General features: G+C 63.8%; 21 protein-coding genes. 12 read left to right on the top strand and 9 right to left on the bottom strand.

Going from position 1 to position 23,926, the window contains the following annotated elements; all coding sequences use genetic code 11:
- Positions 1–117: 117 nt before the first annotated feature.
- From THL1_RS06420 to THL1_RS06395, 6 genes are read left to right on the top strand one after another with little or no spacing between them, the layout of a single operon-like run.
- Positions 118–858 (top strand): RDD family protein, encoded by a 741-nt coding sequence (locus THL1_RS06420; protein WP_069082479.1) that lies wholly within the window; start codon positions 118–120, stop codon positions 856–858.
- Entirely contained in the window at positions 855–1,835 is a 981-nt protein-coding gene (locus THL1_RS06415; RefSeq protein ID WP_069082478.1) for a stage II sporulation protein M, read from the top strand. The genes THL1_RS06420 and THL1_RS06415 overlap by 4 nt, the downstream gene beginning before the upstream one ends.
- Entirely contained in the window at positions 1,822–3,405 is a 1,584-nt protein-coding gene (locus THL1_RS06410; RefSeq protein WP_069082477.1) for a DUF4129 domain-containing protein, read from the top strand. The genes THL1_RS06415 and THL1_RS06410 overlap by 14 nt, the downstream gene beginning before the upstream one ends.
- Positions 3,402–4,637: a DUF4350 domain-containing protein gene (locus tag THL1_RS06405; protein ID WP_069082476.1), complete on the top strand. Its 1,236-nt coding sequence runs from the start codon at positions 3,402–3,404 to the stop codon at positions 4,635–4,637. The genes THL1_RS06410 and THL1_RS06405 overlap by 4 nt, the downstream gene beginning before the upstream one ends.
- Complete coding sequence (locus tag THL1_RS06400) at positions 4,637–5,662, top strand: AAA family ATPase (protein WP_069082475.1); 1,026 nt, start codon at positions 4,637–4,639, stop codon at positions 5,660–5,662. The genes THL1_RS06405 and THL1_RS06400 overlap by 1 nt, the downstream gene beginning before the upstream one ends.
- Positions 5,659–6,990 carry a DUF58 domain-containing protein gene (locus THL1_RS06395; RefSeq protein ID WP_069082474.1) on the top strand — a complete coding sequence of 444 codons (1,332 nt, stop codon included), beginning with the start codon at positions 5,659–5,661 and terminating at the stop codon, positions 6,988–6,990. Before THL1_RS06400 ends, THL1_RS06395 begins: the two co-directional genes overlap by 4 nt.
- Positions 6,991–7,246: 256 nt before the next feature.
- Here THL1_RS06395 and rhlB read toward each other — a convergent pair whose 3' ends face one another.
- The 4 genes from rhlB to THL1_RS06375 form a co-directional block, all read right to left on the bottom strand.
- The gene (gene rhlB, locus THL1_RS06390; protein ID WP_069082473.1) at positions 7,247–8,722 is read right to left on the bottom strand and encodes an ATP-dependent RNA helicase RhlB; all 1,476 of its coding nucleotides are present in this window, start codon (positions 8,720–8,722) and stop codon (positions 7,247–7,249) included.
- Between the two features lie 98 nt (positions 8,723–8,820).
- Positions 8,821–9,978 (bottom strand): dipeptidase, encoded by a 1,158-nt coding sequence (locus THL1_RS06385; protein ID WP_069082472.1) that lies wholly within the window; start codon positions 9,976–9,978, stop codon positions 8,821–8,823.
- A 186-nt stretch (positions 9,979–10,164) separates the two neighbouring features.
- On the bottom strand, positions 10,165–11,103 hold the full coding sequence (locus tag THL1_RS06380) for a GGDEF domain-containing protein (RefSeq protein WP_069082471.1): 939 nt from the start codon (positions 11,101–11,103) through the stop codon (positions 10,165–10,167).
- 479 nt (positions 11,104–11,582) lie between these two features.
- On the bottom strand, positions 11,583–12,242 hold the full coding sequence (locus THL1_RS06375; protein ID WP_069082470.1) for an alpha/beta hydrolase: 660 nt from the start codon (positions 12,240–12,242) through the stop codon (positions 11,583–11,585).
- 478 nt (positions 12,243–12,720) lie between these two features.
- On the opposite strand from THL1_RS06375, the gene THL1_RS06370 reads away from it, so the two are divergent.
- From THL1_RS06370 to THL1_RS06355, 4 genes are all read left to right on the top strand, one after another.
- Positions 12,721–13,749 carry an amino acid ABC transporter substrate-binding protein gene (locus tag THL1_RS06370; protein ID WP_069082469.1) on the top strand — a complete coding sequence of 343 codons (1,029 nt, stop codon included), beginning with the start codon at positions 12,721–12,723 and terminating at the stop codon, positions 13,747–13,749.
- A gap of 109 nt (positions 13,750–13,858) precedes the next feature.
- Positions 13,859–15,046 (top strand): amino acid ABC transporter permease, encoded by a 1,188-nt coding sequence (locus THL1_RS06365; protein WP_069082468.1) that lies wholly within the window; start codon positions 13,859–13,861, stop codon positions 15,044–15,046.
- 10 nt (positions 15,047–15,056) lie between these two features.
- Positions 15,057–16,154 carry an amino acid ABC transporter permease gene (locus THL1_RS06360; protein WP_069082467.1) on the top strand — a complete coding sequence of 366 codons (1,098 nt, stop codon included), beginning with the start codon at positions 15,057–15,059 and terminating at the stop codon, positions 16,152–16,154.
- A 10-nt stretch (positions 16,155–16,164) separates the two neighbouring features.
- Positions 16,165–16,926: an amino acid ABC transporter ATP-binding protein gene (locus THL1_RS06355; protein ID WP_069082466.1), complete on the top strand. Its 762-nt coding sequence runs from the start codon at positions 16,165–16,167 to the stop codon at positions 16,924–16,926.
- A gap of 336 nt (positions 16,927–17,262) precedes the next feature.
- Here the strand turns inward: THL1_RS06355 and THL1_RS06350 are convergent, their stop codons facing one another.
- The 5 genes from THL1_RS06350 to THL1_RS06330 all read right to left on the bottom strand — a co-directional run bounded on the left by THL1_RS06350 (position 17,263) and on the right by THL1_RS06330 (position 21,047).
- The gene (locus THL1_RS06350; protein ID WP_069082465.1) at positions 17,263–18,039 is read right to left on the bottom strand and encodes an ABC transporter substrate-binding protein; all 777 of its coding nucleotides are present in this window, start codon (positions 18,037–18,039) and stop codon (positions 17,263–17,265) included.
- Between the two features lie 362 nt (positions 18,040–18,401).
- A complete protein-coding gene (gene moaE, locus THL1_RS06345; protein WP_069082464.1) occupies positions 18,402–18,851 on the bottom strand; it encodes a molybdopterin synthase catalytic subunit MoaE in 450 nt (149 codons plus the stop codon).
- Position 18,852: 1 nt separating this feature from the next.
- Positions 18,853–19,101, bottom strand: coding sequence for a MoaD/ThiS family protein (locus tag THL1_RS06340; RefSeq protein WP_069082463.1), 249 nt, complete (start codon positions 19,099–19,101; stop codon positions 18,853–18,855).
- A gap of 2 nt (positions 19,102–19,103) precedes the next feature.
- Entirely contained in the window at positions 19,104–19,574 is a 471-nt protein-coding gene (gene moaC / locus THL1_RS06335) for a cyclic pyranopterin monophosphate synthase MoaC (protein ID WP_069082462.1), read from the bottom strand.
- An 81-nt stretch (positions 19,575–19,655) separates the two neighbouring features.
- Positions 19,656–21,047, bottom strand: a complete 1,392-nt coding sequence (locus THL1_RS06330) for a PhoH family protein (protein ID WP_069082461.1) — start codon at positions 21,045–21,047, stop codon at positions 19,656–19,658.
- Between the two features lie 420 nt (positions 21,048–21,467).
- Here THL1_RS06330 and yaaA point away from each other — a divergent pair, with 420 nt between their 5' ends.
- Both yaaA and THL1_RS06320 read left to right on the top strand, forming a co-directional pair.
- Positions 21,468–22,247: a peroxide stress protein YaaA gene (yaaA, locus tag THL1_RS06325; protein WP_069082460.1), complete on the top strand. Its 780-nt coding sequence runs from the start codon at positions 21,468–21,470 to the stop codon at positions 22,245–22,247.
- A gap of 164 nt (positions 22,248–22,411) precedes the next feature.
- The gene (locus THL1_RS06320; RefSeq protein ID WP_069081451.1) at positions 22,412–23,551 is read left to right on the top strand and encodes an IS481 family transposase; all 1,140 of its coding nucleotides are present in this window, start codon (positions 22,412–22,414) and stop codon (positions 23,549–23,551) included.
- The last annotated feature ends 375 nt before the right edge of the window (positions 23,552–23,926 follow it).

Below are 23,926 nucleotides of genomic sequence, written 5' to 3'. Positions count from 1 at the left end.
CGCTTGCCCTGTCGATTTCCCCAAGCACTTCACAGCATGCGGGATGACACTGTCTTGCCCGGTTGCCTGGATACCGGCCGCTCGCTAGCATCTGGCTTTCCCCTTGGCGCCCAGGCGATGTCCGTACCCCGATCCAGTTCCCCTCACGCCGACGCCCAGGCCCAGGCCCGGCCGCTGGATACCCGCTACCAGGTGGAAACACCCGAAGGCATCGACCTGATCCTGCGTCCGGCCGGCCTGTTGCCGCGTGCCCTGGCCTATGCCATCGACCTGGCGATTCGCGGCGCCATCATGCTCCTGCTGTTTCTCGCCCTGACCCTGCTCGGGCAGTTCGGCTTCGGTCTCGGGCTGATCCTCATGTTCCTGCTCAACTGGTGGTACATGGTGCTGTTCGAGGTGCTCAACCAGGGTCGCTCGCCCGGTAAGCAGGTGATCGGCTTGCGCGTGGTGCATGACGATGGCACCCCCATCGGCTGGTCCGCCTCCCTGGTGCGCAATCTGCTGCGCTTCATCGATCTGCTGCCCTTCGCCTACACCCTGGGCGCCCTCAGCTGTCTGATGCACCCCACGTTCAAACGCCTGGGCGACATCGCCGCCGGCAGCCTGGTGGTCTACCGCGACGAAAAATCCCAACGCCCGGAACTGCCCGACGCCGAACCCGAGCGTGCGCCCTTCCCCCTGAGCCTTGCCGACCAGCGTGCCCTGCTCAGCTTTGCCGAGCGCCAGTCCAGCCTCTCGGCGGCTCGCCGCGCCGAACTCGCTGCCATCCTGGCCGAGCCGCTGGAAGTGCCGCCGGAACAGGCCCAAGCTCGGATCAACGGCATTGCCCGTGGCCTGCTGGGGTCCGCGCAGACATGAAACAGAACCTGTTCGAACGCCAGAACCAGGCAGGCTGGAAGACCTTCGCCGAGCTGCTCGACCGCCTCGAACGCGGCAAAGCCGACGCTCGCGCGTGCCAGACCTTCGCCGCCGACTACCGGCAAATCTGCCAACAGCTCGCCCTGGCCCAGGAGCGCGGCTACAGCGGCCACCTGGTGGAGCACCTGCAACAACTGGCCATGCGCGGCCATCAGCAGTTCTACCGGCACCGCAGCCATCTCGGCGCGCGCCTGCTGGGGTTCGTGCTCGGCGGCTTCCCGCGCCTGGTGCGCAGCCAGTGGCGCAGCATCGCCGCCGCCAGCCTGCTGTTCTACGGCAGCCTGCTGCTGATGGGTCTGCTGGTACACAACTGGCCGGACCTGGTCTACAGCCTGCTGGACCCGGAGCAGGTGTCCTCCATGGAGTCCATGTACGACCCGGACGCCCGGCGCATCGGGCCCATGAGCGAGCGGGACTCGGGGGACGACTGGATGATGTTCGGCCACTACATCATGAACAACATCGGCATCGCCTTTCAGACCTACGCCGGCGGCCTGCTGTTCGGCGTCGGCAGCCTGTTCTTCCTGCTCTTCAACGGCCTGCACATCGGTGCGGTGGCGGGGCACCTGACGCAGATCGGCTTCGGCGAAACCTTCTGGTCCTTCGTCATCGGCCACGGCGCCTTCGAGCTGACCGCCATTGCCTTCGCCGGTGCCGCGGGCCTGCAACTGGGCTGGGCACTGCTCGCCCCCGGGCGCCTGCCCCGTGGCGAGGCCCTGCGCCTGGCAGCCGGGCGCAGCGTGCAACTGGTGGCGGGGGTCATCCTGCTGTTGGTGATCGCCGCGTTCGTCGAGGCCTACTGGTCTTCCATCCGGGTGGTGGAGCCTCAGGTGAAATACCTGGTTGGCACCGGGCTCTGGCTGCTGGTGGGACTCTACTTCGGGCTGGTCGGCAGGAGGGCGCATGCGCCTGACTGATTCCAGCGTCGCCATCCGCCCGCGCAGTGCCTGGGAGGCCATGGACCTCGGCGTGCTGCTGGCGCGCCGCCACGCCAGCCTGCTGATGGCGAGCTGGGCGCTCGTCACGCTGCCGGTGTACGGCCTGCTCACCCTGCTCTGCTGGAATTACCCGGGCCTGGCCATCGTCCTGTTCTGGCTGCTCAAGCCGGCCTATGAAAGGCTGCCGCTGTACATACTGTCCCGCGCGTTGTTTGGCGACACGCCAACCCTCAAGGAAGCGCTGCGCGCCTACCCGCGCCTGCTCAAGCCACAGCTGCTCGCGAGCCTGACCTGGCGCCGCCTGAGCACTACCCGCAGTTTCGACTTGCCGGTGCTGCAACTGGAGGGTCTCTCGGGTCGGGCCCGCAGCCAGCGCCTGGTGGTACTGGGCCAGCGCGACGCAGGCGGCGCGACCTGGCTGACCGTGATCGGCGTGCACCTGGAGTCGGCGCTCTGGTTCGGCCTGATCACCCTGCTCTACCTCATGCTGCCCCAGCAGGTGGTGATCGACTGGGACTGGCAGAAACTCCTGGAAATGGCCTCGGGCGAATGGATCTGGCTGGAACACCTCTCCAACAGCCTGTATGTGCTGGTGCTGATGGTTTGGGGGCCGGTGTACGTCGCGTGCGGCTTCACCCTCTACCTCAACCGCCGCACGTCGCTGGAGGGCTGGGACATCGAACTGCAGTTCCGTCGTCTGCGTCAGCGCATGACCGGCACCGCCTACGCCCTGCTACTGGGCCTGGGCTTGCTGCTCAGCCAACTGCCCCAGCCGGCCATGGCCGATGACGCCCCGACCCTGTGCCTTGCGCCCCAGGCCTTCCTCGACGGCCCGGACGCAGAACGCCTCACCCACCAGGCGCTGACCGGCAAGGCCGCCAGGGACAACATCACTGCCCTGCTCGACGCTCCGCCCTTCCAGAACCGCGATACCGTCACCCGCTGGCACTTCGGCGAGGAGAACGCCGATCAGGACCTGAAACCCGAAGATGCAGAGGGCTGGGCCGACTTCATCCGCAACCTGTTCGAACTGGCCGCCTACGCGCGCAGTCTGGATACCCTCGCACTGATCATCAAGGCATTGCTCTGGGGCCTGCTGTTCAGCCTCATCGCCCTGCTGCTCTGGCGTTACCGCGACTGGATCAGCGCCTTTGCCGGACGCCTTGGCCTGCCCCAGCGTCGGCCGCGCGAAGCGCCGTCCATGCTCTTCGGCCTGGAATTGGCACCGGAAAGCCTGCCCGACGACGTCGCCGGTGAAGCCGAGCGCCTCTGGGCCACCCAGCCACGGGAAGCCCTTGGGCTGCTCTATCGCGCGCTGCTCAGCCGCCTGCTGCATGACTTCCGCCTGCCGCTCCGACAATCCCATACCGAAGGCGAAGTCCTGGAGCTGGTCGGTGGCCTGGACAATGCCGAACTGGAAGGCTTCAGCCAGACCCTCACCGGCCACTGGCAAAACCTCGCCTACGGCCATCGCCTGCCCGCCGCCGAACTGCGCCAAGGGCTCTGCGATGCCTGGCGCCGCCAGTTCGCCAGGGGCGCCACGCCATGAACCTGCGTCCGCGTTTCCTCATCGGCGCCGGCCTGCTTCTGCTAGTGGGCCTGCTGGCCATTTATGTCGCCGGGCAGCTACGCCCCTACCAGGACACCGTCGAGCACGGCCCCGCGCCGGAGGTGCTGGGCAACCCCTACCTCGCGGCCGAACACTTCCTGCGCAAACAGGGCCTGAATGTCACCCGAGCCGATGGCCTGGAGGTGCTCGACAACCTGCCCAGCGCCGGGAACAGCCTGCTGCTGCTCGGCGGCCGCTCGCGCATGACTCCGCGCCAGGCCGATCGTCTGCTCGACTGGGCGAGCAAGGGCGGCCACTTGCTGTTCATCGCCGAACGCCTCTATGACGAAAAGGATGGCAAGAGCGGCGACCTGCTCGCCGATCGCCTGGGCATCCAGCAGTTCGAGGCCAAGGACCTCGAAAGCGACAAGCCGGAAGAACAGGAAGGCGGCGAGCCGACTGAAGAACAGCTCATGGACACGGCCGCCAGTGCAGACGAGCAGGCCCAGGACGAGGAAGACCCCTTCCCCGAACTGACCAAGCTCTATCTGGAGAACGAGCAGGCGCCGGCCTACGCCAGCTTCGACCCGGAATTTCACCTCTACGACAGTCAGAATCGCGCCCACGCCTGGGCCAACAGCGCCAAGGCCACCCACATGCTGCAGCTGAACCATGGCGATGGCCTGGTCACGGTGCTCACCGACGGCTGGATCTGGCAGAACCGTGACATCGTCGAATACGACAACGCCTGGCTGCTCTGGTACCTCACCCAGGACAGCGCCGTCACCCTGCTCTACCGCGCCGAACGCGACGGCATCGCGACCCTGCTCGGTCAGAACTTCCCCGAAGCGCTGGTCGCCCTGGCCCTGCTCATCGTGCTCGCGCTGTGGCACGTCGGCCAGCGCCAGGGCCCGCTTCAGGCGCCAGCCAGCCGGGCACGCCGGCAGCTGGAGGAACACCTGCGCGGCAGCGCCGATTTCCTGCTCCGCCGCAGCGGCCAGACCAGCCTGCTGCAAGGCCTGCAACGGGATATCCAGCGCCGCGCGCGACACCGTCATCCCGGTTTCGAACGGCTTCCCGTGGCCGAGCAATGGCAGGTGCTGGGCCGCCTGACCCGCTTGCCACCGACCGCCATCAGCCAAGCCATGCGGCCGCTGCCCAGGCAACGGCTCAGCGCCGCCGAATTCACCCGCCAGGTCGCCCACCTGCAAACCCTCAGGAATGCCCTTTGATGAGCGAACAGATTTCCGACCCGTCGCAATCCGAAGCCGCAAGCGCCGTCGCGCCCTCGGCCGCCACCCAGCGCCTGCGCGCCAGCCAACTGGCCCAGGCCTTGCGCCTGGAACTGCAGAAGGCCGTCGTCGGTCAGGTCGCGGTGATCGATGACGTGCTCACCGCCCTGCTTGCCGGCGGGCACGTGCTGGTGGAAGGTGTGCCCGGGCTCGGCAAGACGCTGCTGGTTCGCGCCCTGGCCCGCTGCTTTGGCGGCGAGTTCTCGCGCATCCAGTTCACCCCCGACCTGATGCCCAGCGATGTCACCGGCCATGCCGTGTATGACATGCAGAGCGAGCAGTTCAAGCTGCGCAAGGGTCCGGTCTTCACCAACCTGCTGCTGGCCGACGAAATCAACCGGGCTCCGGCCAAGACCCAGGCGGCCCTGCTGGAAGTGATGCAGGAGCGCCAGGTCACCCTCGAAGGCCGTGCGCTCGCAGTGCCCCAGCCGTTCCTGGTGCTTGCCACCCAGAACCCCATCGAGCAGGAAGGCACCTACCCCCTGCCGGAAGCCGAACTCGACCGTTTCATGCTCAAGCTGCGCATGGACTACCCGGCCGCCGACGAAGAACTCAACCTGGTGCGCCAGGTCACGCGCTCGGCCCGTGCCGACATGCTCGAAATCGCGCCGCTGCGCACCTTGCTGCAAGCCCGCGATGTACTGGCCCTGCAGAAGATCGCCAGCGAGCTGCCGGTAGACAACCAGGTGCTGGATTACGCCGTGCGCCTGGCCCGCGCCACGCGTACCTGGCCAGGCCTGGCCATGGGCGCCGGCCCACGCGCCTCCATTGCCCTGGTCCGCGGTGGTCGCGCACGCGCGCTGTTGCGCGGCGGCGAGTTCGTGCTGCCGGACGACATCAAGGGCTGCGCCCTGGCGGTCCTGCGCCACCGCGTGCGCCTGTCGCCAGAACTGGATATCGAAGGCCTGTCCGTCGACCAGGTACTCCAGCAACTCCTCGACCAGGTGCCGGCGCCGCGTCTATGAAGCCCTCCCGCGCACTGCTCGCGCTGGTAGCCGGGCTCCTCGGCCTGGCGCTGTTGCTCGGCGCCCTGCCCGTTCTGGGTATCGGCTTGCCGGCGCCACTCGAGCCGCTCTGGTGGGGCCTGCTCGGCACGCTGCTCGTGCTCGCGCTGTTCGATGCCCTCTGGCTGCGGCGCCAGCCCTCGCCGCGACTGGCCCGCGCGCTTCCGGGCAACCTGGCGCTGGGCCGCTGGAGCGACGTGCGCCTGACACTGCACCATCCCTATGACCGCACGCTGGAGCTGGAGGTATTCGATCAGGTGCCGGCGGCCATGGAGTTCGAGCCCCTGCCCCAACGGGTGCCCCTGCACCCCGGTGAGTCGACGGAATTCGGCTACCGGGTTCGCCCGCTCAAGCGTGGCCATTTCCTGTTCCCCACCTGCGAAGTGCAATTGCCCAGCCCGCTTGGTCTGTGGCGGCACAAACGCGTCCTCGAACTGCCTGGGGAAGCGCGGGTCTACCCGGATTTCGCCCGCCTTTACGGCGCCCAGCTCAAGGCGGTGGACGACTGGCTCAGCCAACTCGGCGTTCGCCAGCGCCCACGCCGCGGCCTTGGCCTGGAGTTCCACCAGTTGCGCGAGTTCCGCGACGGCGACACCCTGCGCCAGATCGACTGGAAGGCCACCGCGCGCAAGCGCACACCGATTGCCCGCGAATATCAGGACGAGCGCGATCAGCAGATCATCTTCCTGCTCGACTGCGGTCGCCGCATGCGCAGCCAGGACGGCGATCTCTCCCATTTCGACCACGCCCTCAATGCCAGCCTGCTGCTCAGCTACGTCGCCCTGCGCCAGGGCGACGCCGTCGGCCTGTCCACCTTCGCCGCCGAGCGCGACCGCTTCGTCGCCCCGGTCAAGGGGCCTGCCCAGCTGAGCGTGCTGCTCAACGGCGTCTACGACCTCGACAGCACCCAGCGCCCGGCCGACTACAGCGCCGCCGCCGATGCCCTGTTGGTCCGCCAGCGCCGCCGCGCTCTGGTGGTGCTGGTGAGCAACCTGCGCGATGAGGACGATGCCGAACTGTTCAACGCGGTGAAGCGCCTCGGCCGCCACCACCGCCTCCTGGTGGTCAGCCTGCGCGAGGAAGTCCTCGACAGTCTGCGTCATACGCCGGTTCAGAGCTTCGATGACGCGCTGGCCTATTGCGGCACGGTGGACTACCTCAACGCCCGCAACAGTCTCCAGGAACGCCTGGCCGCCCACGGTGTGCCCGTGCTGGACGCCCGCCCCAGCGAGCTGGGACCGCAACTGGTGAGCCGTTACCTGGCATGGAAAAAGGCTGGGGCGCTGTAACCCGTGGCGGTGTGCACAGCGCACCCTACGGTTTCCTCCCGTTGCCGTCGGTAGCGACTCCGTAGCAACGCCAAGGCTGGTCTCCCGTAGGAGCCAGGTTTGCTCGCGAACAAACTTTCGCGAGCAGAGCTCGCTCCTACAAGTTCGTCGCCAGGTTTGCATCGGTGGCGAGCGAATTCATTCGCGAAACGGCCCGGCACCGGCACAAACGAAAAAGGCGAAGCACATGCTTCGCCTTTTCTCATTCGACCGAACCTCAGTGATGCTTGCGCGGCACCGGCTTGAGCAGTTCGGTCGGGGGCATTTCGCAATTGATCTTGCGACCCAGCAGCTCCTCGATCGGCGGCAGGGCGAACGCGTCGTCTTCACCGGCGAAGCTGATGGACGTGCCGCTAGCGCCCGCGCGGCCGGTACGGCCAATGCGGTGGACGTAGTCGTCCGGGTCTTCCGGCAGGGTGAAGTTGATCACGTGGCTGATGCCGTCGATGTGGATACCACGGCCAGCGACATCGGTGGCCACCAGAACGCGGATCTTGCCTTCACGGAAACCTTCAAGGGTCTTGATGCGCTTGTGCTGTGGCACGTCGCCGGACATCTGGGCGGCGCTGATGCCGTCCCTGGTCAGGCGCTCCTCGATGCGGCGCACTTCGTCCTTGCGGTTGGCGAAGACCATCACACGGGTCCAGTCGTTCTGGGCGATCAGGTTGTAGAGCAGCTTGTATTTGTCGCTGCCAGCTACGGCATAGACATGCTGTTCGACGGTCTCGCTGGCTACGTTCTCTGGCTCGATTTCGACGATGGCCGGATCGACGGTCCATTGCTTGGCCAGGTTCATCACGTCTTCGGTGAAGGTGGCTGAGAACAGCAGGGTCTGGCGCTCACCCTTGAACGGCGTCTGACGAATGATCTGACGAACCTGCGGGATGAAGCCCATGTCCAGCATGCGGTCGGCTTCGTCGAGCACCATCACCTCGACCATGTCCAGGTGCACCTCGCCGCGCTGGTTGAAGTCCAGCAGACGGCCAGGCGTGGCGACCAGGATGTCGCAGAAGCGCGATTCCAGTTGCCTGAGCTGCTTGTCGAAGTCCATGCCACCGACGAAGCTCATCACGCTGAGGCCGCTGTACTTGGTCAGCGCCTGGGCGTCCTTGGCGATCTGCACCACCAGCTCACGGGTCGGCGCAATGATCAGTGCACGCGGCTCGCCCATGTAGCGCTCTTTCGGCGGCGGGGTCTGCAGCAGCTGGGTGATGGTGGAGATGAGGAAGGCGGCGGTCTTGCCGGTACCGGTCTGGGCGCGACCGATAGCGTCCTGACCCTTGAGGGTGTGGCCAAGGACCTGGGCCTGGATCGGGGTGCAGTAGGGGAAGCCCAGATCGTGGATGGCGTGCATCAGACTCGGATCGAGGTTGAAGTCGTGGAAACGGGTCTTGCCTTCCTGGGGCTCCACCGCGAAATCTTCGAGCTTCCAGTTATCCACCGGGGCAGCGGCCTTGGCCGGACGCTCGCGGCGCGGCTTGTCGGACTTGGGTTTGTCGCTGCGGGGTTTCTTCTCACCACGGGGCGGGCGTTCGCTGGAGCCTTCGGCCTTCTCGCCTGCTTCGCGAGGCGCTTTCTTCGGTTTGGCCGGACGCTCTTCCTTCTCGGTACGGGCGGGGGCTGGAGCGGTAGGGGTGGCGCCGGTCTGCGGCTCTTCACCCTTGCTGAATATCTTCTTGAGTGCTTTGAGCACGGTGATCTCGTCGATTGATTAAGGAATGAACGGCCGCCAGTGTAAAGCAAGATGCCCGCAGGGCGAAGAGCTGCGGGCACTTGAGGACTTGACTTGGGCTAAGGAAGGCTCTCCAGAAGCAATCTGCGCACATTTCCCCCCATGATGGCGGCGATCTCCGCTTCGCTGAATCCTGCCTCCTTGAGCCCCTGGGTGAGCTGCGCCAGGCCACTGGTATCGAAGGGCGTATGCACCGCGCCATCGAAGTCCGACCCCAGTGCCACATGGGCCACGCCCACCTTGTCGGCGACGTAGCGGATGGCCTTGACGATGGCCTTGACCGAGGTTTCACAAACGGCGGTGTCCCAGTAGCCGATGCCGATCACCCCGCCGGTGGCGGCGATGCGCTGGATATGGGCGTCGCTCAGGTTGCGGGTACCCGGGCAGGTGCCCTCGACGCCGGTGTGGGACACCAGTACCGGACGCTCGGCCATGTTCAGCACGTCGTCGATCAGCGCACGTGAAGAATGGGCCAGGTCCACCAGCATCTTCTTTTCTTCCAGGAGCGCGATCACCCGGCGACCGAAGGGGGTCAGGCCGCCCTTCTCCAGCCCATGGGCGGAGCCACCCACTTCGTTATCGAAGAAATGGGTCAGGCCCATGATGCGGAAGCCTGCGTCGTACATGCGGTCGACGTTCTCCAGCTTGCCTTCCAGCGGGTGCAGGCCCTCGGTGGCGAGGATGGCGGCCACCTGGTTCGGGGCCTTCTCCCAGGCCGCGAGGTACCTGGTGAAATCGTCACGGCTGCGCACCAGGCTCAGCTTGCCCTGGCTGCCGGCGGCCGCTTCCTCGAGTTTCTTGCCCTGGTAGAGGGCGCGCTCCAGCAGGCTGGTCCAGGTCGCGCGGGGCCAGCGCTGGGCCATGACCAGCAGGGTGATGTCGTCGGTATCCGCACCGTTGCGTTCGTAGTTGAGTCCGCGCGGGGTCTTGGTGACGGTGGAGAACACCTGCAGGCCGACGCGGCCTTCGAGCAGGCGCGGCAGGTCGCTGTGGCCGAAGTCATGACGCTCCAGCAGGTTGCGGTTCCACAGCAAGGCATCGTCGTGCAAGTCAGCGACGAACAGGGTCTTGTGCAGGGCCTCGGCTTCATCCGAGGCAGAGTATGGCGGCGGTGCGGCTACCGTATTCATCTCACGGTCGAGGAACCCCGGCAGGTAGAAGAAAACCCCCAGGCCAACGGCCACCAGCAGTAGCAAAGCGATCAGCAGTTTTCGCATGTCCAGCTTCCCGGCTGTCTTGTTGTGAACGGACTCTAGCAAACAGACATTTGAGCAGGCGGGAAATGTAGGAGCGACCTCATTCGAGGGAACACGCGTAGGGTGCGCTGCGCGCACCGATAAGCCGGCGCTAGGGATCTGGTGCGCACAGCGCACCCTGCAACAGGAGTCCGGACCGGGGCTCGGCTACCCGTTGAGGCGATTCCGCCCGTCCTGCTTGGCCTGGTACAGGGCCAGGTCAGCCCGTGAAATCATGCCTTGCAGGCTGTCGGGGTGGTGCATTTCGGACAGGCCGATGGAAACGGTCACGCCAGGCAGCACACCCAGCGGGGAATAAAAGGAAGGAATCAGTTCCAGGCTGCTGCGCAGCCGCTCACCGATTGCACGGGCCTCGCCACTGGCCATTTCGGGCAGGAGGATGACGAACTCCTCGCCGCCGTATCGCGCCATGCTGTCCTTGGGGCGCAACTGGTTGCGCAAGGTATGCGCTACCAGGCACAGCGCGTAGTCACCCGCCAGGTGGCCATGGCAATCGTTGTAGGCCTTGAAGTGATCGACATCGAGCATGAGCATCGACAGCGGCTGCTCGTTGAAGGCACAGCGGGTACTTTCGCGCTGGTAGAGATGCTCCATCCAGCGACGATTGAAGAGCCCGGTGAGGGTGTCGATCTTGGCGTTCTGTTCGGTGTCGAGAATGATGCGATTGCCCTGGCGCACCCGATCGCAAAGCAGCTCCAGCAGGTTCCGCATCACTTGTGGGGACTGCTGGAAGAGGCTTTCCAGGGACTGCCGGTGCAAGCGCAAGGCCGTGGTGGGTTCGCTGGCCACCACATAGGCCGACGGGTGATCGTTGTCGATGAAGCTGATTTCACCGGCACATTCGCCCGGTTCGACGGTACTCACGGGGCTGTTGTCCAGTGACCCCAGATACACCTTCAGCCGCCCGCTCAGCACCAGGTAGAGGTACTGGTTGCGATTGAACGGCGACAGCACGACCTCACTCGCCTCCAGATCGCAGGCGCGAAACTCTTTCAGCAAGCGTTCGAGATTGCTCGCCGCAACGTTCTGGAAAAGGCGCAGTCGGCTCAACAACGCCAGGTCTTCTTGCCAGTGAACATGCTTCATGGCTGCAACGGCCTCGGATGGCAGTCGAAGCGGACGACACCGCTAGCGATCCCTGTGTCAGCTGTTAACCCAGCGCGACAGTATTCCCGCACTTTTTGCCTGGCAATGACCACCAAAAGCTTGGCCGACAGACGGCCGGATATCGGTAAGGAACGCGACAACTCCTGATATTCGCCACAATTTCGCAACAAAATCATGGACGCACAAAGCCGACGCCCTGGTGGCTTCCGCCAGGCGGCAAAGATCATCATCAAGGGCTGAGACCAGAAGGCCGCCCTTGGGCGGCCTCGCGAAATAGTATAGATGGCCTCAAGCCATCAGGCGGAACTTCACCGAGTAGCCGACCAGACGCGCTTCCCGTTGCGCCTTCAGCGGCCCGTCCAGCTCCGGCAATCGGCCACGCAAGCCCACCAGCTTGTCCCAGAGGTCGGTGACAGGGAACGGCGCCAGGGTCGACTCTTGTTCTGAGGGTTGAGTGATCAGCTGTGCAGCCGCTCCACCAGCCAGGTGCCAATGTCACGGATCTGCTGCGGCAATACCTCGTGGGCCATCGGATAGTCGCGCCATGCCACAGGAACCCCGGCAGCCGCCAGGCGATCATGTGCAGCGCGCCCCATCGCGGGCAGCACCACATCGTCGAAGGTGCCATGCAAGCAGAGTACCGGCAGTTGTCGTTTTGTATCAGGCAGCGTCATTTCGTCGGTGAAGGTCGGTGCATAGGTCGACAGCGCCAGTACGCCTCCCAACGCTTCCGGCCAGCGCAGGAATGCGGTGTGCAGCACCACGGCCCCCCCCTGGGAGAACCCGGCAAGGAAGATACGGCGCGGCTCGATGCCTGCATCGAGTTGTGCCTGTACCAGCGCCATCACCTGCTCGGCCGATTCTTCCAGCTGTCTCTCGTTGATCGCCCGCTCGGGGCTCATCGCAAGGATGTCGTACCAGGACGGCATGGCCCAGCCACCGTTGATGGTTACCGCGCGGGTCGGCGCCTGGGGCAGCACGAACCGGGTGGTGCCCAGGACATCCTGCAGGGCTTCGGCCACCGGCAGGAAGTCATAGCGATCCGCGCCCAGGCCGTGGAGCCAGATAACGCAGGCGTCGGCGCGATGTGTGGGCTCGAGGATCAGTGTGTCGCTCATGTGTGGCTCCGTTGTGGTGCAACTGCACAGTTGCAGGGCATGGGTATCAGAAGGGGTGGTTTGATAACTGAAAAAGATGTCGCACGGCTAAAACTTTACCTATTGACCTATCGGAATAGGCCTATTGGCAGCTGGCTGGTACGGCCTTTGCTATCCAGCACCAGACTGAATCACGCACCAAGGCTCGGTAACACTTGCCTTGGCGTGCAACGGGTTGGGTAGCAACTCCGATTGCTACCTTGCAGGCGATCACCTGGCGCCATTCATGGTGCAAGGGTGGGCGCAATCCGTCTCCAGCCCATTTGACCAATGGGCGAGGAAGCGTCCGGTGGCGAGCGGAGCAGCGCCAACTAGACTCCTTCCTTAGGTCCGACACCCCGGTTGACCTTTTCCAGTGCATGAAAGGTTGAACCTGCCTCACGAGGGTACGGCGGTGGGACCGAGACTCCAACACCAATAAAAGCAACTGGAGGTTTTGATGAAGATGGTGAAATCCACCCTGGCCGTGCTGACCGCGGCAACCGTTCTCGGTGTCAGCGGTTTCGCGCAAGCGGGCGCCACCCTGGACGCGGTGAAGAAGAAAGGCTTCGTGCAATGCGGCATCAGTGACGGCCTTCCGGGCTTCTCTTATGCCGATGGTAAGGGCAACTACAAAGGCATCGACGTTGACGTCTGCCGCGCTGTTGCCGCCGCCGTGTTCGGTGATGCCAGCAAGGTCAAGTTCAGCCCGCTGACCGCCAAGGAACGTTTCACCGCGCTGCAATCCGGCGAAGTCGACGTCCTTTCGCGCAACAGCACCTGGACCAGCTCCCGTGACGCCGCCATGGGTCTGAACTTCACCGGCGTGACCTACTACGACGGTCAAGGCTTCCTGGTGAACAAGAAACTCGGCGTCTCCAGCGCCAAGGAACTCGATGGCGCCACCGTCTGCATCCAGGCCGGCACCACCACCGAGCTGAACCTGTCCGACTACTTCCGCGCCAACAACCTGAAGTACACCCCCATCACCTACGACACCTCCGACGAGAGCGCCAAGTCGCTGGAATCCGGTCGTTGCGACGTACTGACCTCCGACCAGTCCCAGCTCTATGCACAGCGCATCAAGCTGGCAGCCCCGGGCGAGTACGTGGTACTGCCGGAAGTGATCTCCAAGGAGCCCCTCGGCCCAGCCGTACGCCAGGGAGACGAGGAGTGGTTCGACATCGTGCGCTGGTCCCTGTTCGCCATGCTGAACGCCGAGGAACTGGGTCTGGACTCGAAGAACGTCGAAGAACAGGCCAAGACCACCAAGAACCCCGACATTGCCCGTCTGCTGGGCACTGAAGGCGAGTTCGGCAAAGACCTGAAGCTGCCGAAGGACTGGGCGGTGCAAATCGTCAAGCAAGTCGGTAACTACGGTGAAATCTTCGATCGCAACATCGGTGCCGGTAGCGACCTGAAGATCGAACGTGGTCTCAACGCCCTGTGGAACAAGGGCGGTCTGCAGTACGCACCGCCAGTGCGCTGACCGTCGCCCGGCGGCCACATGAGGTGGCTGCCGGGTTCGAGTTCCGTTTCAACGCGAACCCTGGCCGCCGCCCCCCATCCGGCCGGCCAGCGGTTCCCAGAGGGCTGTCATGCAAAAACCCGCCAACGCCCCGCGTGCCCCGAAAGGTTCGGTCTGGACCGATCCCAAGGCACGTGCGTGGCTATTCCAGATCATCGCCGTCGTCGCGGTCGTGGGACTGGGCTGGTACCTGTTCCAGAACACCCAGTACAACCTGCAACAGCGCGGCATCCTGTCCGGCTTCGACTTCCTCGAACAAAGCGCCGGCTTCGGGATATCCCAACACCTGATCGACTACAACGAAAGCAACAGCTACGGCCGCGTTTTCGTCATCGGTCTGCTCAACACCCTGCTGGTTTCGGGTATCGGAATCTTCTTCGCCACCATCCTCGGCTTCATCCTGGGTGTGGCGCGCCTGTCGCCGAACTGGCTGGTGAGCAAGCTGGCGACCGTCTACATCGAGACCTTCCGCAACATTCCGCCGCTGCTGCAGATCTTCTTCTGGTACTTCGCGGTGATGTTGCCCATGCCGGGGCCGCGCCAGAGCATGGCGATCGGCGAGCACTTCTTCCTCAACAACCGCGGCCTGTACATGCCGTCGCCGACCATGGCCGATGGCTTCTGGCCGTTCCTGGTCAGCCTCGTGCTGGTGCTGCTGGCGATCATCGCCCTCGCCCGCTGGTCCAAGGCCAGGCGTGAAGCCACCGGCCAGCGCTTCCCGGTGCTGATCACGTCGCTGGTACTGCTGGCGGTGATTCCCGGGCTGGTATCCCTGGTATTCGGCTCACCTTTCGAGTGGAGCATGCCGGTGTTGCAGGGGTTCAACTTCCGCGGCGGCTGGGTGGTGATCCCCGAACTGATCGCCCTGACCCTGGCACTGACGGTGTACACCGCGGCCTTCATCGCCGAAAACGTACGTTCCGGCATCCAGGCGGTCAGCCACGGCCAGACCGAGGCCGCGCGCTCCCTGGGCCTGCCCGCCGCCAAAACCCTGCGTCTGGTGATCATTCCGCAAGCCCTGCGCGTGATCATCCCGCCGCTTACCAGCCAATACCTGAACCTGGCCAAGAACTCATCCCTGGCGGCCGGCATCGGCTACCCGGACATGGTCTCGCTGTTCGCCGGTACGGTGCTGAACCAAACCGGCCAGGCGATCGAGGTGATCACGATCACCATGAGCGTCTACCTGGCCATCAGCATCAGCATTTCCCTGCTGATGAACTGGTACAACAAGCGCATTGCGCTAGTCGAGCGGTGAGGTCCGAGCCATGACGACACACGTATTCAAGCCCGACCAGCCGCCACCCCGGATGAGCGTCGGCGTACTGGGCTGGCTGCGCGCCAACCTGTTCTCCAACTGGTTCAACACGCTGTTGACCCTGTTCGCCATCTATCTGGTCTGGCTGATCCTGCCGCCGCTGATCCAGTGGGCCTTTCTCCAGGCCGACTGGAACGGCACCACCCGCGCCGACTGCACCAGCGAAGGCGCCTGCTGGGTCTTCATCCAGGTCCGTTTCAGCCAGTTCATGTACGGCTTCTACCCCGAGGCCCTGCGCTGGCGAGTCGATCTGGCGGTGTGGATTGCAATCATTGGCGCAGCGCCATTGTTCGTCCCGCGCTTCCAGCAGAAGGCCAAGTACGGCCTGGCGTTCCTGGTGATCTACCCGATCGTGGCCTACTGGCTGCTGCACGGCGGCTTCCTCGGCATGTCCACCGTGTCCACCAGCCAGTGGGGCGGCCTGATGCTGACCCTGGTGATCGCTGCCGTGGGCATCGTTGGCGCGCTGCCGCTGGGCATCCTGCTGGCATTGGGCCGGCGCTCGAACCTGCCAGCGATCAAGGTCATCTGCGTGACCTTCATCGAGTTCTGGCGCGGCGTACCGCTGATCACGGTGCTCTTCATGTCCTCGGTGATGCTGCCGCTGTTCCTGCCCGAAGGCCTGTCCTTCGACAAGCTGCTGCGGGCGCTGATCGGCGTGATCATGTTCCAGTCGGCCTACATCGCCGAAGTGGTACGTGGCGGCCTGCAGGCCATCCCCAAGGGGCAGTACGAAGCGGCTGCCGCGATGGGGCTGGGTTACTGGCGGATGATGGGCCTGGTGATCCTGCCGCAAGCCCTGAAGCTGGTAATCCCCGGCATCGTCAACACCTTCATTGCGCTGTTCAAGGACACCAGTCTGGTGATCATCATCGGCCTGTTCGACCTGCTCAACAGCATCAAGCAAGCCACCACCGACCCGGCCTGGCTGGGGATGGCCACCGAAGGCTACGTCTTCGCCGCCCTGGTGTTCTGGATCTTCTGTTTCGGCATGTCCCGCTACTCCATGAGCCTGGAGCGCAAGCTGGACACCGGCCACAAGCGTTAGGAGTCATCCCATGACTGAAGCAAGCAAGAAAACTGCCGGCGAGCCGATCATCCGTCTGCAGGGTGTGAACAAGTGGTACGGCCAGTTCCATGTGCTGAAAGACATCAACCTCGACGTGCGGCAGGGCGAGCGCATCGTGCTCTGCGGCCCCTCGGGATCCGGCAAGTCGACCACCATCCGCTGCATCAACCGACTGGAGGAGCACCAGCAGGGGCAAATCATCGTCGACGGTACCGAGCTGACCAACGACCTCAAGCACATCGAGGCGATCCGCAGCGAAGTGGGCATGGTGTTCCAGCACTTCAACCTGTTCCCGCACCTTACCGTGCTGCAGAACTGCACCCTGGCACCCATGTGGGTCCGCAAGATGCCCAAGCGCCAAGCCGAGGAAATCGCCATGCATTTCCTCGAGCGCGTGCGCATTCCCGAGCAGGCCAAGAAGTTCCCAGGTCAACTCTCCGGCGGTCAGCAACAGCGCGTGGCCATTGCCCGTGCGCTGTGCATGAAGCCGAAGATCATGCTGTTCGACGAGCCCACCTCGGCACTCGACCCGGAAATGGTGAAGGAAGTGCTCGACACCATGATCGGCCTGGCCCATGACGGCATGACCATGCTCTGCGTGACCCACGAAATGGGCTTCGCCCGTACCGTGGCCGACCGGGTGATTTTCATGGACAAGGGCGAAATCGTGGAACAGAACGAACCGCACGCCTTCTTCGACAACCCGCAGAACGAGCGGACCAAGCTGTTCCTAGGGCAGATCCTGCACTGACAGCCGTTCGCCACAACGAGAAAGGGAGCCTTCGGGCTCCCTTTTTCATTCGTGGCTTCCATCGACCTGTACTGGCAATCGATGGGTATCGCTCCGCTCGCGGAACGCCGCCCGACCCATCCTACGTCATGCACAAAAGCCAGCCTTCGAGCTCCCCTTGCTTTTCGTAGGTTGGCGCAGAGCGAAGCGAAGCCCAACATTTCCACCCCAGCATCGTTGGGCTTCGTCGAACTCAGCCCAATCTACGATCCTTGTCCGTCGGGACGAATGCATTGGCCGATCACCAGAATGGAAAAAGCCGCGCATTCGCGCGGCTTTTTCCCATTGGCGGACCGATTACTCGCCGTAGATATCGAAGTCGAAGTACTTGGCCTGGATCGCCTGATACTTGCCATTTTCACGCAGGGTCTTGATGGCGCTGTTGAACTTCTCGCGCAGCTCGTTATCGCCCTTGCGCACGGCGATACCGGCACCCTCACCGAAGTACTTCGGATCATTCAGAACCGGGCCGACAAACTCGTAGCCCTTGCCGTTATCGGTCTTGAGGAAGCCCTCGTTGAGCGGGAAGACGTCCGCCAGCACGCCGTCCAGGCGACCGGAGAGCACGTCCAGGTAGATCTCGTTCTGGGTGCTGTAGCGCACGATCTTGATGCCCTTGGGCTCCAGCACCTCGGTGGCGAAGCGGTCGGTGGTGGTGGAGCGCTGGGTTCCGATGGCCTTGCCTACCAGGCTCTTGAACTCGGGATCGACCTGGGCGCCCTTCTTCATCACCAGGCGCGCCGGGCTGTAGTAGTACTTGCCCGTGAAATCCACGGACTTCTTGCGTTCGTCAGTGATGGTCATGGACGAGAGCACGGCATCCACCTTCTTCACCTTCAGGGAGGGAATCAGGCCATCGAACTCCTGCTCGACCCACTGGCATTTGACCTTCATCTCTTCGCACATGGCATTGCCGATGTCATAGTCAAACCCCGCAATCTGCCCCTCTGGCGTCTTGAAGGCGAAGGGCGGATAGGCCGCTTCGATGCCAATGCGCAGGGGCTTGTCGGCGGCAAATGCGCTGGATGCCAGCAGGCTCAGGGCAAGGCTGCCCAGCAGAACGAGTTTCTTCATGGTGCGACTCCCGCAGTACGGATGGATGCCCGCCACACGACAGGGCGAGCAGGTTCGAAATGGGTTTGCGAGGCAGAAGAAGACGCCGCCAGGGCTGGCCGGCATGGGAATGGGGTGGGTAGCTGGCTGTGGATCATAATGGACGCCGCTAACTTGTACTTGTGAGTCCATGCTGGACTAAAATGTACAGATCGTCAATGACCCATGAAAAAGCCCGGCAATCGCCAGGCTTGCTCAGAACCTTGTAGGGGCGAATTCATTCGCCAAGCGGGCCGAAGGTCCGCCCTTCAGACACCCATGGGGCTGCTGCGCAGCCCTTGGCGAATAAATTCGCCCCTACAGAAAAGCTATCCCCAATCGGGTCATTCCCAGCGCTCGGCAGCCGCCTTGTCGCTGCAGCGCCCTTCCACCCAGCGCGGGCCCTGGGCGGTGTCTTCCTTCTTCCAGAACGGCGCGCGGGTCTTGAGGAAGTCCATGATGAAATTGCAGGCGTCGAATGCCGCCTGGCGGTGTGCGCTTGCGGTGCCGACGAAGACGATAGGCTCGCCCGGCTCCAGGCGGCCGACGCGGTGGAGGATATCCACATTGAGCAGCGGCCAGCGGGTACGGGCCTCGACCGCGATCTGCTCCAGGGCCTTCTCGGTCATGCCCGGATAGTGCTCGAGAAACATGCCCGCCACGTTCTGGCCGTCGTTGAAATCGCGCACGTAGCCGACGAAGCCGACCACTGCGCCAATGCCGACATTGGCCGCGTGCAGTGCATTGAGCTCAACACCGGGATCGAAAGCGGTTTCCTGCACGCGAACGGCCATCTCAGCCTCCGGTAACCGTGGGAAAGAAAGCGACCTCGTCACCGTCGCTCAGGGCCTCGTCCAGGCTGCACAGTTCCTGGTTGCGAGCGCACATCAGGTTCTGCTCGGCGAGCACCTCCCACACGCCGCCACGGGCCAGCAGGTGCTGACGCAGGTCATCCAGCTTCGCGAACGCCGGGTCCCAGTTGAGCTGCTCGCCTTCGATGCCGAGCGCTTCACGGTAACGGGCGAAATACTGCACGCGAATCATTATTACTCCCCGGCCTGGTAGTGGCCGCTCTTGCCGCCCAGCTTTTCCAGCAGGCGAACGTTTTCGATGGTCATGCCGCGGTCCACGGCCTTGCACATGTCGTAGATCGTCAGGGCGGCGACACTGGCGGCGGTCAGCGCCTCCATTTCCACCCCGGTCTGCCCGGCCAGCTTGCAGCGGGCAACGATGCGCACGCAGTCGTCCCCTTCCGCTTCCAGCTCCACCTTGACGCTGGTGAGCATCAGCGGATGGCACAGGGGGATCAGATCGGAGGTTTTTTTCGCCGCCTGGATGCCGGCAATGCGCGCCACGGCAAACACGTCGCCCTTGGGGTGGCCGCCGGACTGGATCATGGAGAGGGTTTCCGGGCGCATGCGCACACGGGCTTCGGCCGTCGCCTCACGGGACGTCACCGACTTGTCGGTGACGTCGACCATGTTGGCGCGCCCCTGGGAATCGAGATGGGTAAGCACTGCAAGTCTCCTCGGACAGGAGACAGATTGTATACAGAAACCCACACCGGGCGGCAGCTGCCGCCCGGCGGGAGATGAAGGTCACATATGGGCTTCGGCGAACTCGGCCAGCACGGAGCGCGGCACACCCTGGAGGGTGATATGCACGCCGTGGGGGAAGTCCTTGAAGCGTTCGGTCAGGTAGGTCAGGCCCGAGCTGGGCGCGGAAAGGTAAGGGGTGTCGATCTGCGCCAGGTTGCCCAGGCAGATCACCTTGGACCCGGTGCCGGCACGGGTGATGATGGTTTTCATCTGGTGCGGCGTCAGGTTCTGGCACTCGTCGATGATGATCAGGCTCTGCTGGAAGCTACGGCCACGGATGTAGTTCAGGGATTTGAACTGCAGCGGAACCTTGCTGAGGATGTAGTCCACGCTGCCGTGGGTGTTCTCGTCCTCCATATGCAGCGCTTCTAGGTTGTCGGTGATCGCCCCCAGCCAGGGTTCCATCTTCTCCGCCTCGGTGCCAGGCAGGAAGCCGATCTCCTGATCCAGGCCCTGCACGCTGCGGGTGGCGATGATGCGGCGATAGCGCTTGCTGACCATGGTCTGCTCGATAGCCGCGGCCAGCGCCAGGATGGTCTTGCCCGAACCCGCCGCGCCGCTGAGGTTGACCAGGTGGATATCCGGGTCCAGCAGTGCGTAGAGCGCCAGCGCCTGGTACACATCACGCGGGCGCAGGCCCCAGGCTTCCTGGTGCAGCAGGGGCTCCTGGTGCAGATCGAGAATCAGCAGTTCATCGGCCTTGATGCCCTTGATCCAGCCAACGAAACCCTGCTCGTCGACGATGAACTCGTTGATGTGCACCGCCGGCAGGTTGTCGGTGAGCTGGACCCGGTGCCAGGTACGCCCGTGGTCCTGACGGGTCTCGACCTTGCTCACGCGGTCCCAGAAGGAGCCCGGCATTTCGTGGTAGCCGCGGGACAGCAGCGAGACGTCGTCCACCAGCTGGTCGGTGTGGTAGTCCTCCGAGTCGATCCCGCAAGCCCGCGCCTTCAGGCGCATGTTGATGTCCTTGGTCACCAGCACCACGGACATGCCCGGCTTGCGGCTCTTCAGCTCCACCAGTTGGTTGATGATCTTGTTGTCGTTGAGGTCTTCCGGCAGCCAGGTGATCGGGGCTGCGCGTTTGCTCATGAGGATCGAGAGGAAGCCGCAAGGGCCGCTCTTCTCGCGCTGGATGGGTACACCGTGCTCCACTTCCTCGGGCGTGGCGCCACTGAGGATCTTGTCGATGTTACGGATGGCCTGCCTGCATTCCGCGGCAACGCCCTGCTTGCCGGTCTTGAGCTTGTCCAGTTCCTCCAGCACGGTCATCGGGATGGCGACGTGGTGTTCCTGGAAATTGAACAGCGCGTTGGGATCGTGGATCAGGACGTTGGTGTCGAGCGCATACAAGGTTGGAGCGGTAGGGCGGGAGCGTCCGTGGTCATCCATACTCGGTCACCTTCTTATAGGGCCAGGCGACGGAATGCCAGGCAGGCGCTCCGCCGCGGAGGGCCGCCGACCTCCCCGTTCCGATTCAAGCCGGGCGGGAGAAGGTGCCAACAAGGTGAGGGCCGATGGCCGCCACCTGTCTGCAGGGTTCGGCGGTCTGGTTTTTTAATACTCCATTTGGGATGACAGAAAAAAGAACTTTTTGAATGGTTCGGATCTTTTTTCACACCCTGAAAGAAAGCCCTTGGCGGGTAGGAAAACGCCCGTTAAAGTCGAAAGTCCGCTTCCCCCGAATCTCCCCGACTTTCCCGCTCCCGACGGTCGTCCCGGCTGCTGCATCCAGTCTGCCTATCGGTGGGATAGGTGGAGCCTGCACGCGCAAATCCCTAGAATCGTCGCATTCCCGAAGGAGACGATTCGATGCTGCTGGTGATTTCCCCCGCCAAGACCCTGGACTACGACACCCCGCCGGTCACCTCGCGCCATACCCAGCCTGAGTTCCTCGACCACGCCCAGATGCTGATCCAGCAATTGCGCGAACTCAGCCCCGCGCAGATCGCCGAACTGATGCACCTGTCCGACAAGCTCGCCGGCCTCAACGCTGCCCGCTACGGCAGCTGGCACCCGGACTTCACCCCGGACAACGCCAAGCAGGCCCTGCTGGCCTTCAAGGGCGACGTCTACACCGGCCTGAATGCCGAGGACTTCAGCGAAAATGACTTCGATTTCGCCCAGCAGCACCTGCGCATGCTCTCGGGCCTCTACGGCCTGCTGCGACCGCTGGACCTGATGCAACCTTACCGCCTGGAAATGGGCACCAAGCTGGCCAACGCGCGCGGCAAGGACCTGTACGCCTTCTGGGGCGAGCGAATCAGCGGCTGGCTGAACGAAGCCCTGACGGCCCAGGGTGACAACATCCTGCTCAACCTGGCCTCCAACGAATACTTCAGCTCGGTCAAGCGCAAGGCCCTGAACGCCCGCATCATCGACACCGAATTCAAGGACCTGAAAAACGGCCAGTACAAGATCATCAGCTTCTACGCCAAGAAGGCCCGCGGCCTGATGGCCCGCTACGTGATCAAGGAGCGCCTGCAGGACCCGGAAGACCTCAAGGACTTCAACTACCAGGGCTACCGCTACTCCGTGGAGCACTCCAAGCCGGACAGCCTGGTGTTCCTGCGCGACGAACCGCAGGAGTGAAATGACAGAACCCCGCCGCAACGGCGGGGTTTTCGTTTCCGGCGCGCACAGGCCCATCCGTAGGGTGCGCCGTGTGTTCAGCCGGGGGACATAGGTAACGGGTGTCGGGAGACATGGGTAACGCATTTAGGCTTACGGAATCCTTCGACTCTGGAGTTCGAGCGATGCCGTGGCAGGAGTGCACCACCATGTCGATTCGACGCGAGTTTGTGCGGTTGGCCGAACAACCGCAGAGCAACGTGCGGGAGCTGTGTCGGCGCTACGGCATCAGCCCGAAAACCGCCTACAAATGGTTACAGCGCCACCGCGAGCACGGCGATGCGGGGTTGCAGGAGCGCTCACGCCGGCCGTTGCACAGCCCTGGGCGCAGCGACCCGGACTTGGAACAGGCGGTGGTGCAGTTGCACCACCGTTTCCCGTATTGGGGCGCCCGCAAGCTGCGCGGCCTGCTGCCGGCCGCGTTCGAGCGTCCCCACCACAGCACCCTCGACGCCATCCTCCGCCGCCATGGTTGCCGGGTGCGCTACCACGCCGAGGAGGCCGAAGCTCCGGCCACGCAGCGCTTCGAGCACTGCCAGCCGAACGAGCTCTGGCAGATGGACTTCAAGGGCCACTTCCCGCTCGCCGACGGCCGCTCGTCGCGCTGCCACCCGTTGACGCTGTTGGATGATCACTCACGCTTTGCCCTCTGCCTGGAGGCCTGCGAGGGCGAGCGCCTCGAACTGGTTCGACCGCACCTGATCCAGGTCTTTCGCCGCTATGGCCTACCGCGCCGGATCACCGCCGACAACGGTCCGCCCTGGGGCTCGAACATCGCGGGCGGCCTGTCCGCCCTGGAGGTCTGGCTGATGCGGCTCGGCATCGAGGTCAGCCACAGCCGCCCTCATCATCCGCAGACCCAGGGCAAGCTGGAACGCTTCCACCAGACACTCAAGCGCGAGTTACTGCAGCGCTCGTTTCGCGACTTGGCGCACTGCCAGCAGGCGATGGCGCACTGGCGGGAGCAGTACAACCACGACCGCCCGCATGAGGCGCTGGGCCAACTGCCACCGATCACGCGCTACCAGCCAAGCCGGCGCAGCTACCCGGAGCAATTGCCTGAACTGGACTACGAACCGGGCGACCGGGTGCTCAAGGTCGGCCGCGTCGGCCAGGTCAGTTTCCAGGGACGCAGCCTGTTCGTCGGCGGGGGGCTGTACGGGGAACGCGTCGCTCTCCGCCCCACCGCCGTCGATGGCGTCTACGATGTGGTGTTCATCCACAAGACCCTGCGCCAAGTCGACTTGAGACCGGGCAAGACATGATCATCAACCCGTTACCCATGTCTCCCGACAAGCGTTACCCATCTATCCCGGCTGAACACCGTGCGCACCACGCCCGCATCCCGCAAGCCCCGGTGGTGCGCACAGCGCACCCTACCCGTCCCGCCACGCAATTAAATGGCCATCGTGGATTTCAATATCACTTCAAAATCAAATGGCCGGCACAAACTCTAATTTGATACTGGCCAACTTACTCTCTAATAGTGGCCAACTTGCAAAATGCAATCACTCAAAACCTGCAATTTGCATAACCTGGAACTTTTCCAGAGCACGCCAACTCTGAGAGTGCCGCCAGCCAGATACGGCACGCAGCCAAAAAACTGCAATAAGTAAAATCCGGGACGAACGGTAGGAACT

Origin of the sequence: Pseudomonas sp. TCU-HL1 (assembly GCF_001708505.1) — a bacterium.
In the GTDB taxonomy this organism is placed as follows: domain Bacteria; phylum Pseudomonadota; class Gammaproteobacteria; order Pseudomonadales; family Pseudomonadaceae; genus Metapseudomonas.
The sequence above is the reverse complement of the archived record's forward strand: the minus strand, read 5'-3'. Positions and strand labels throughout refer to the sequence as shown.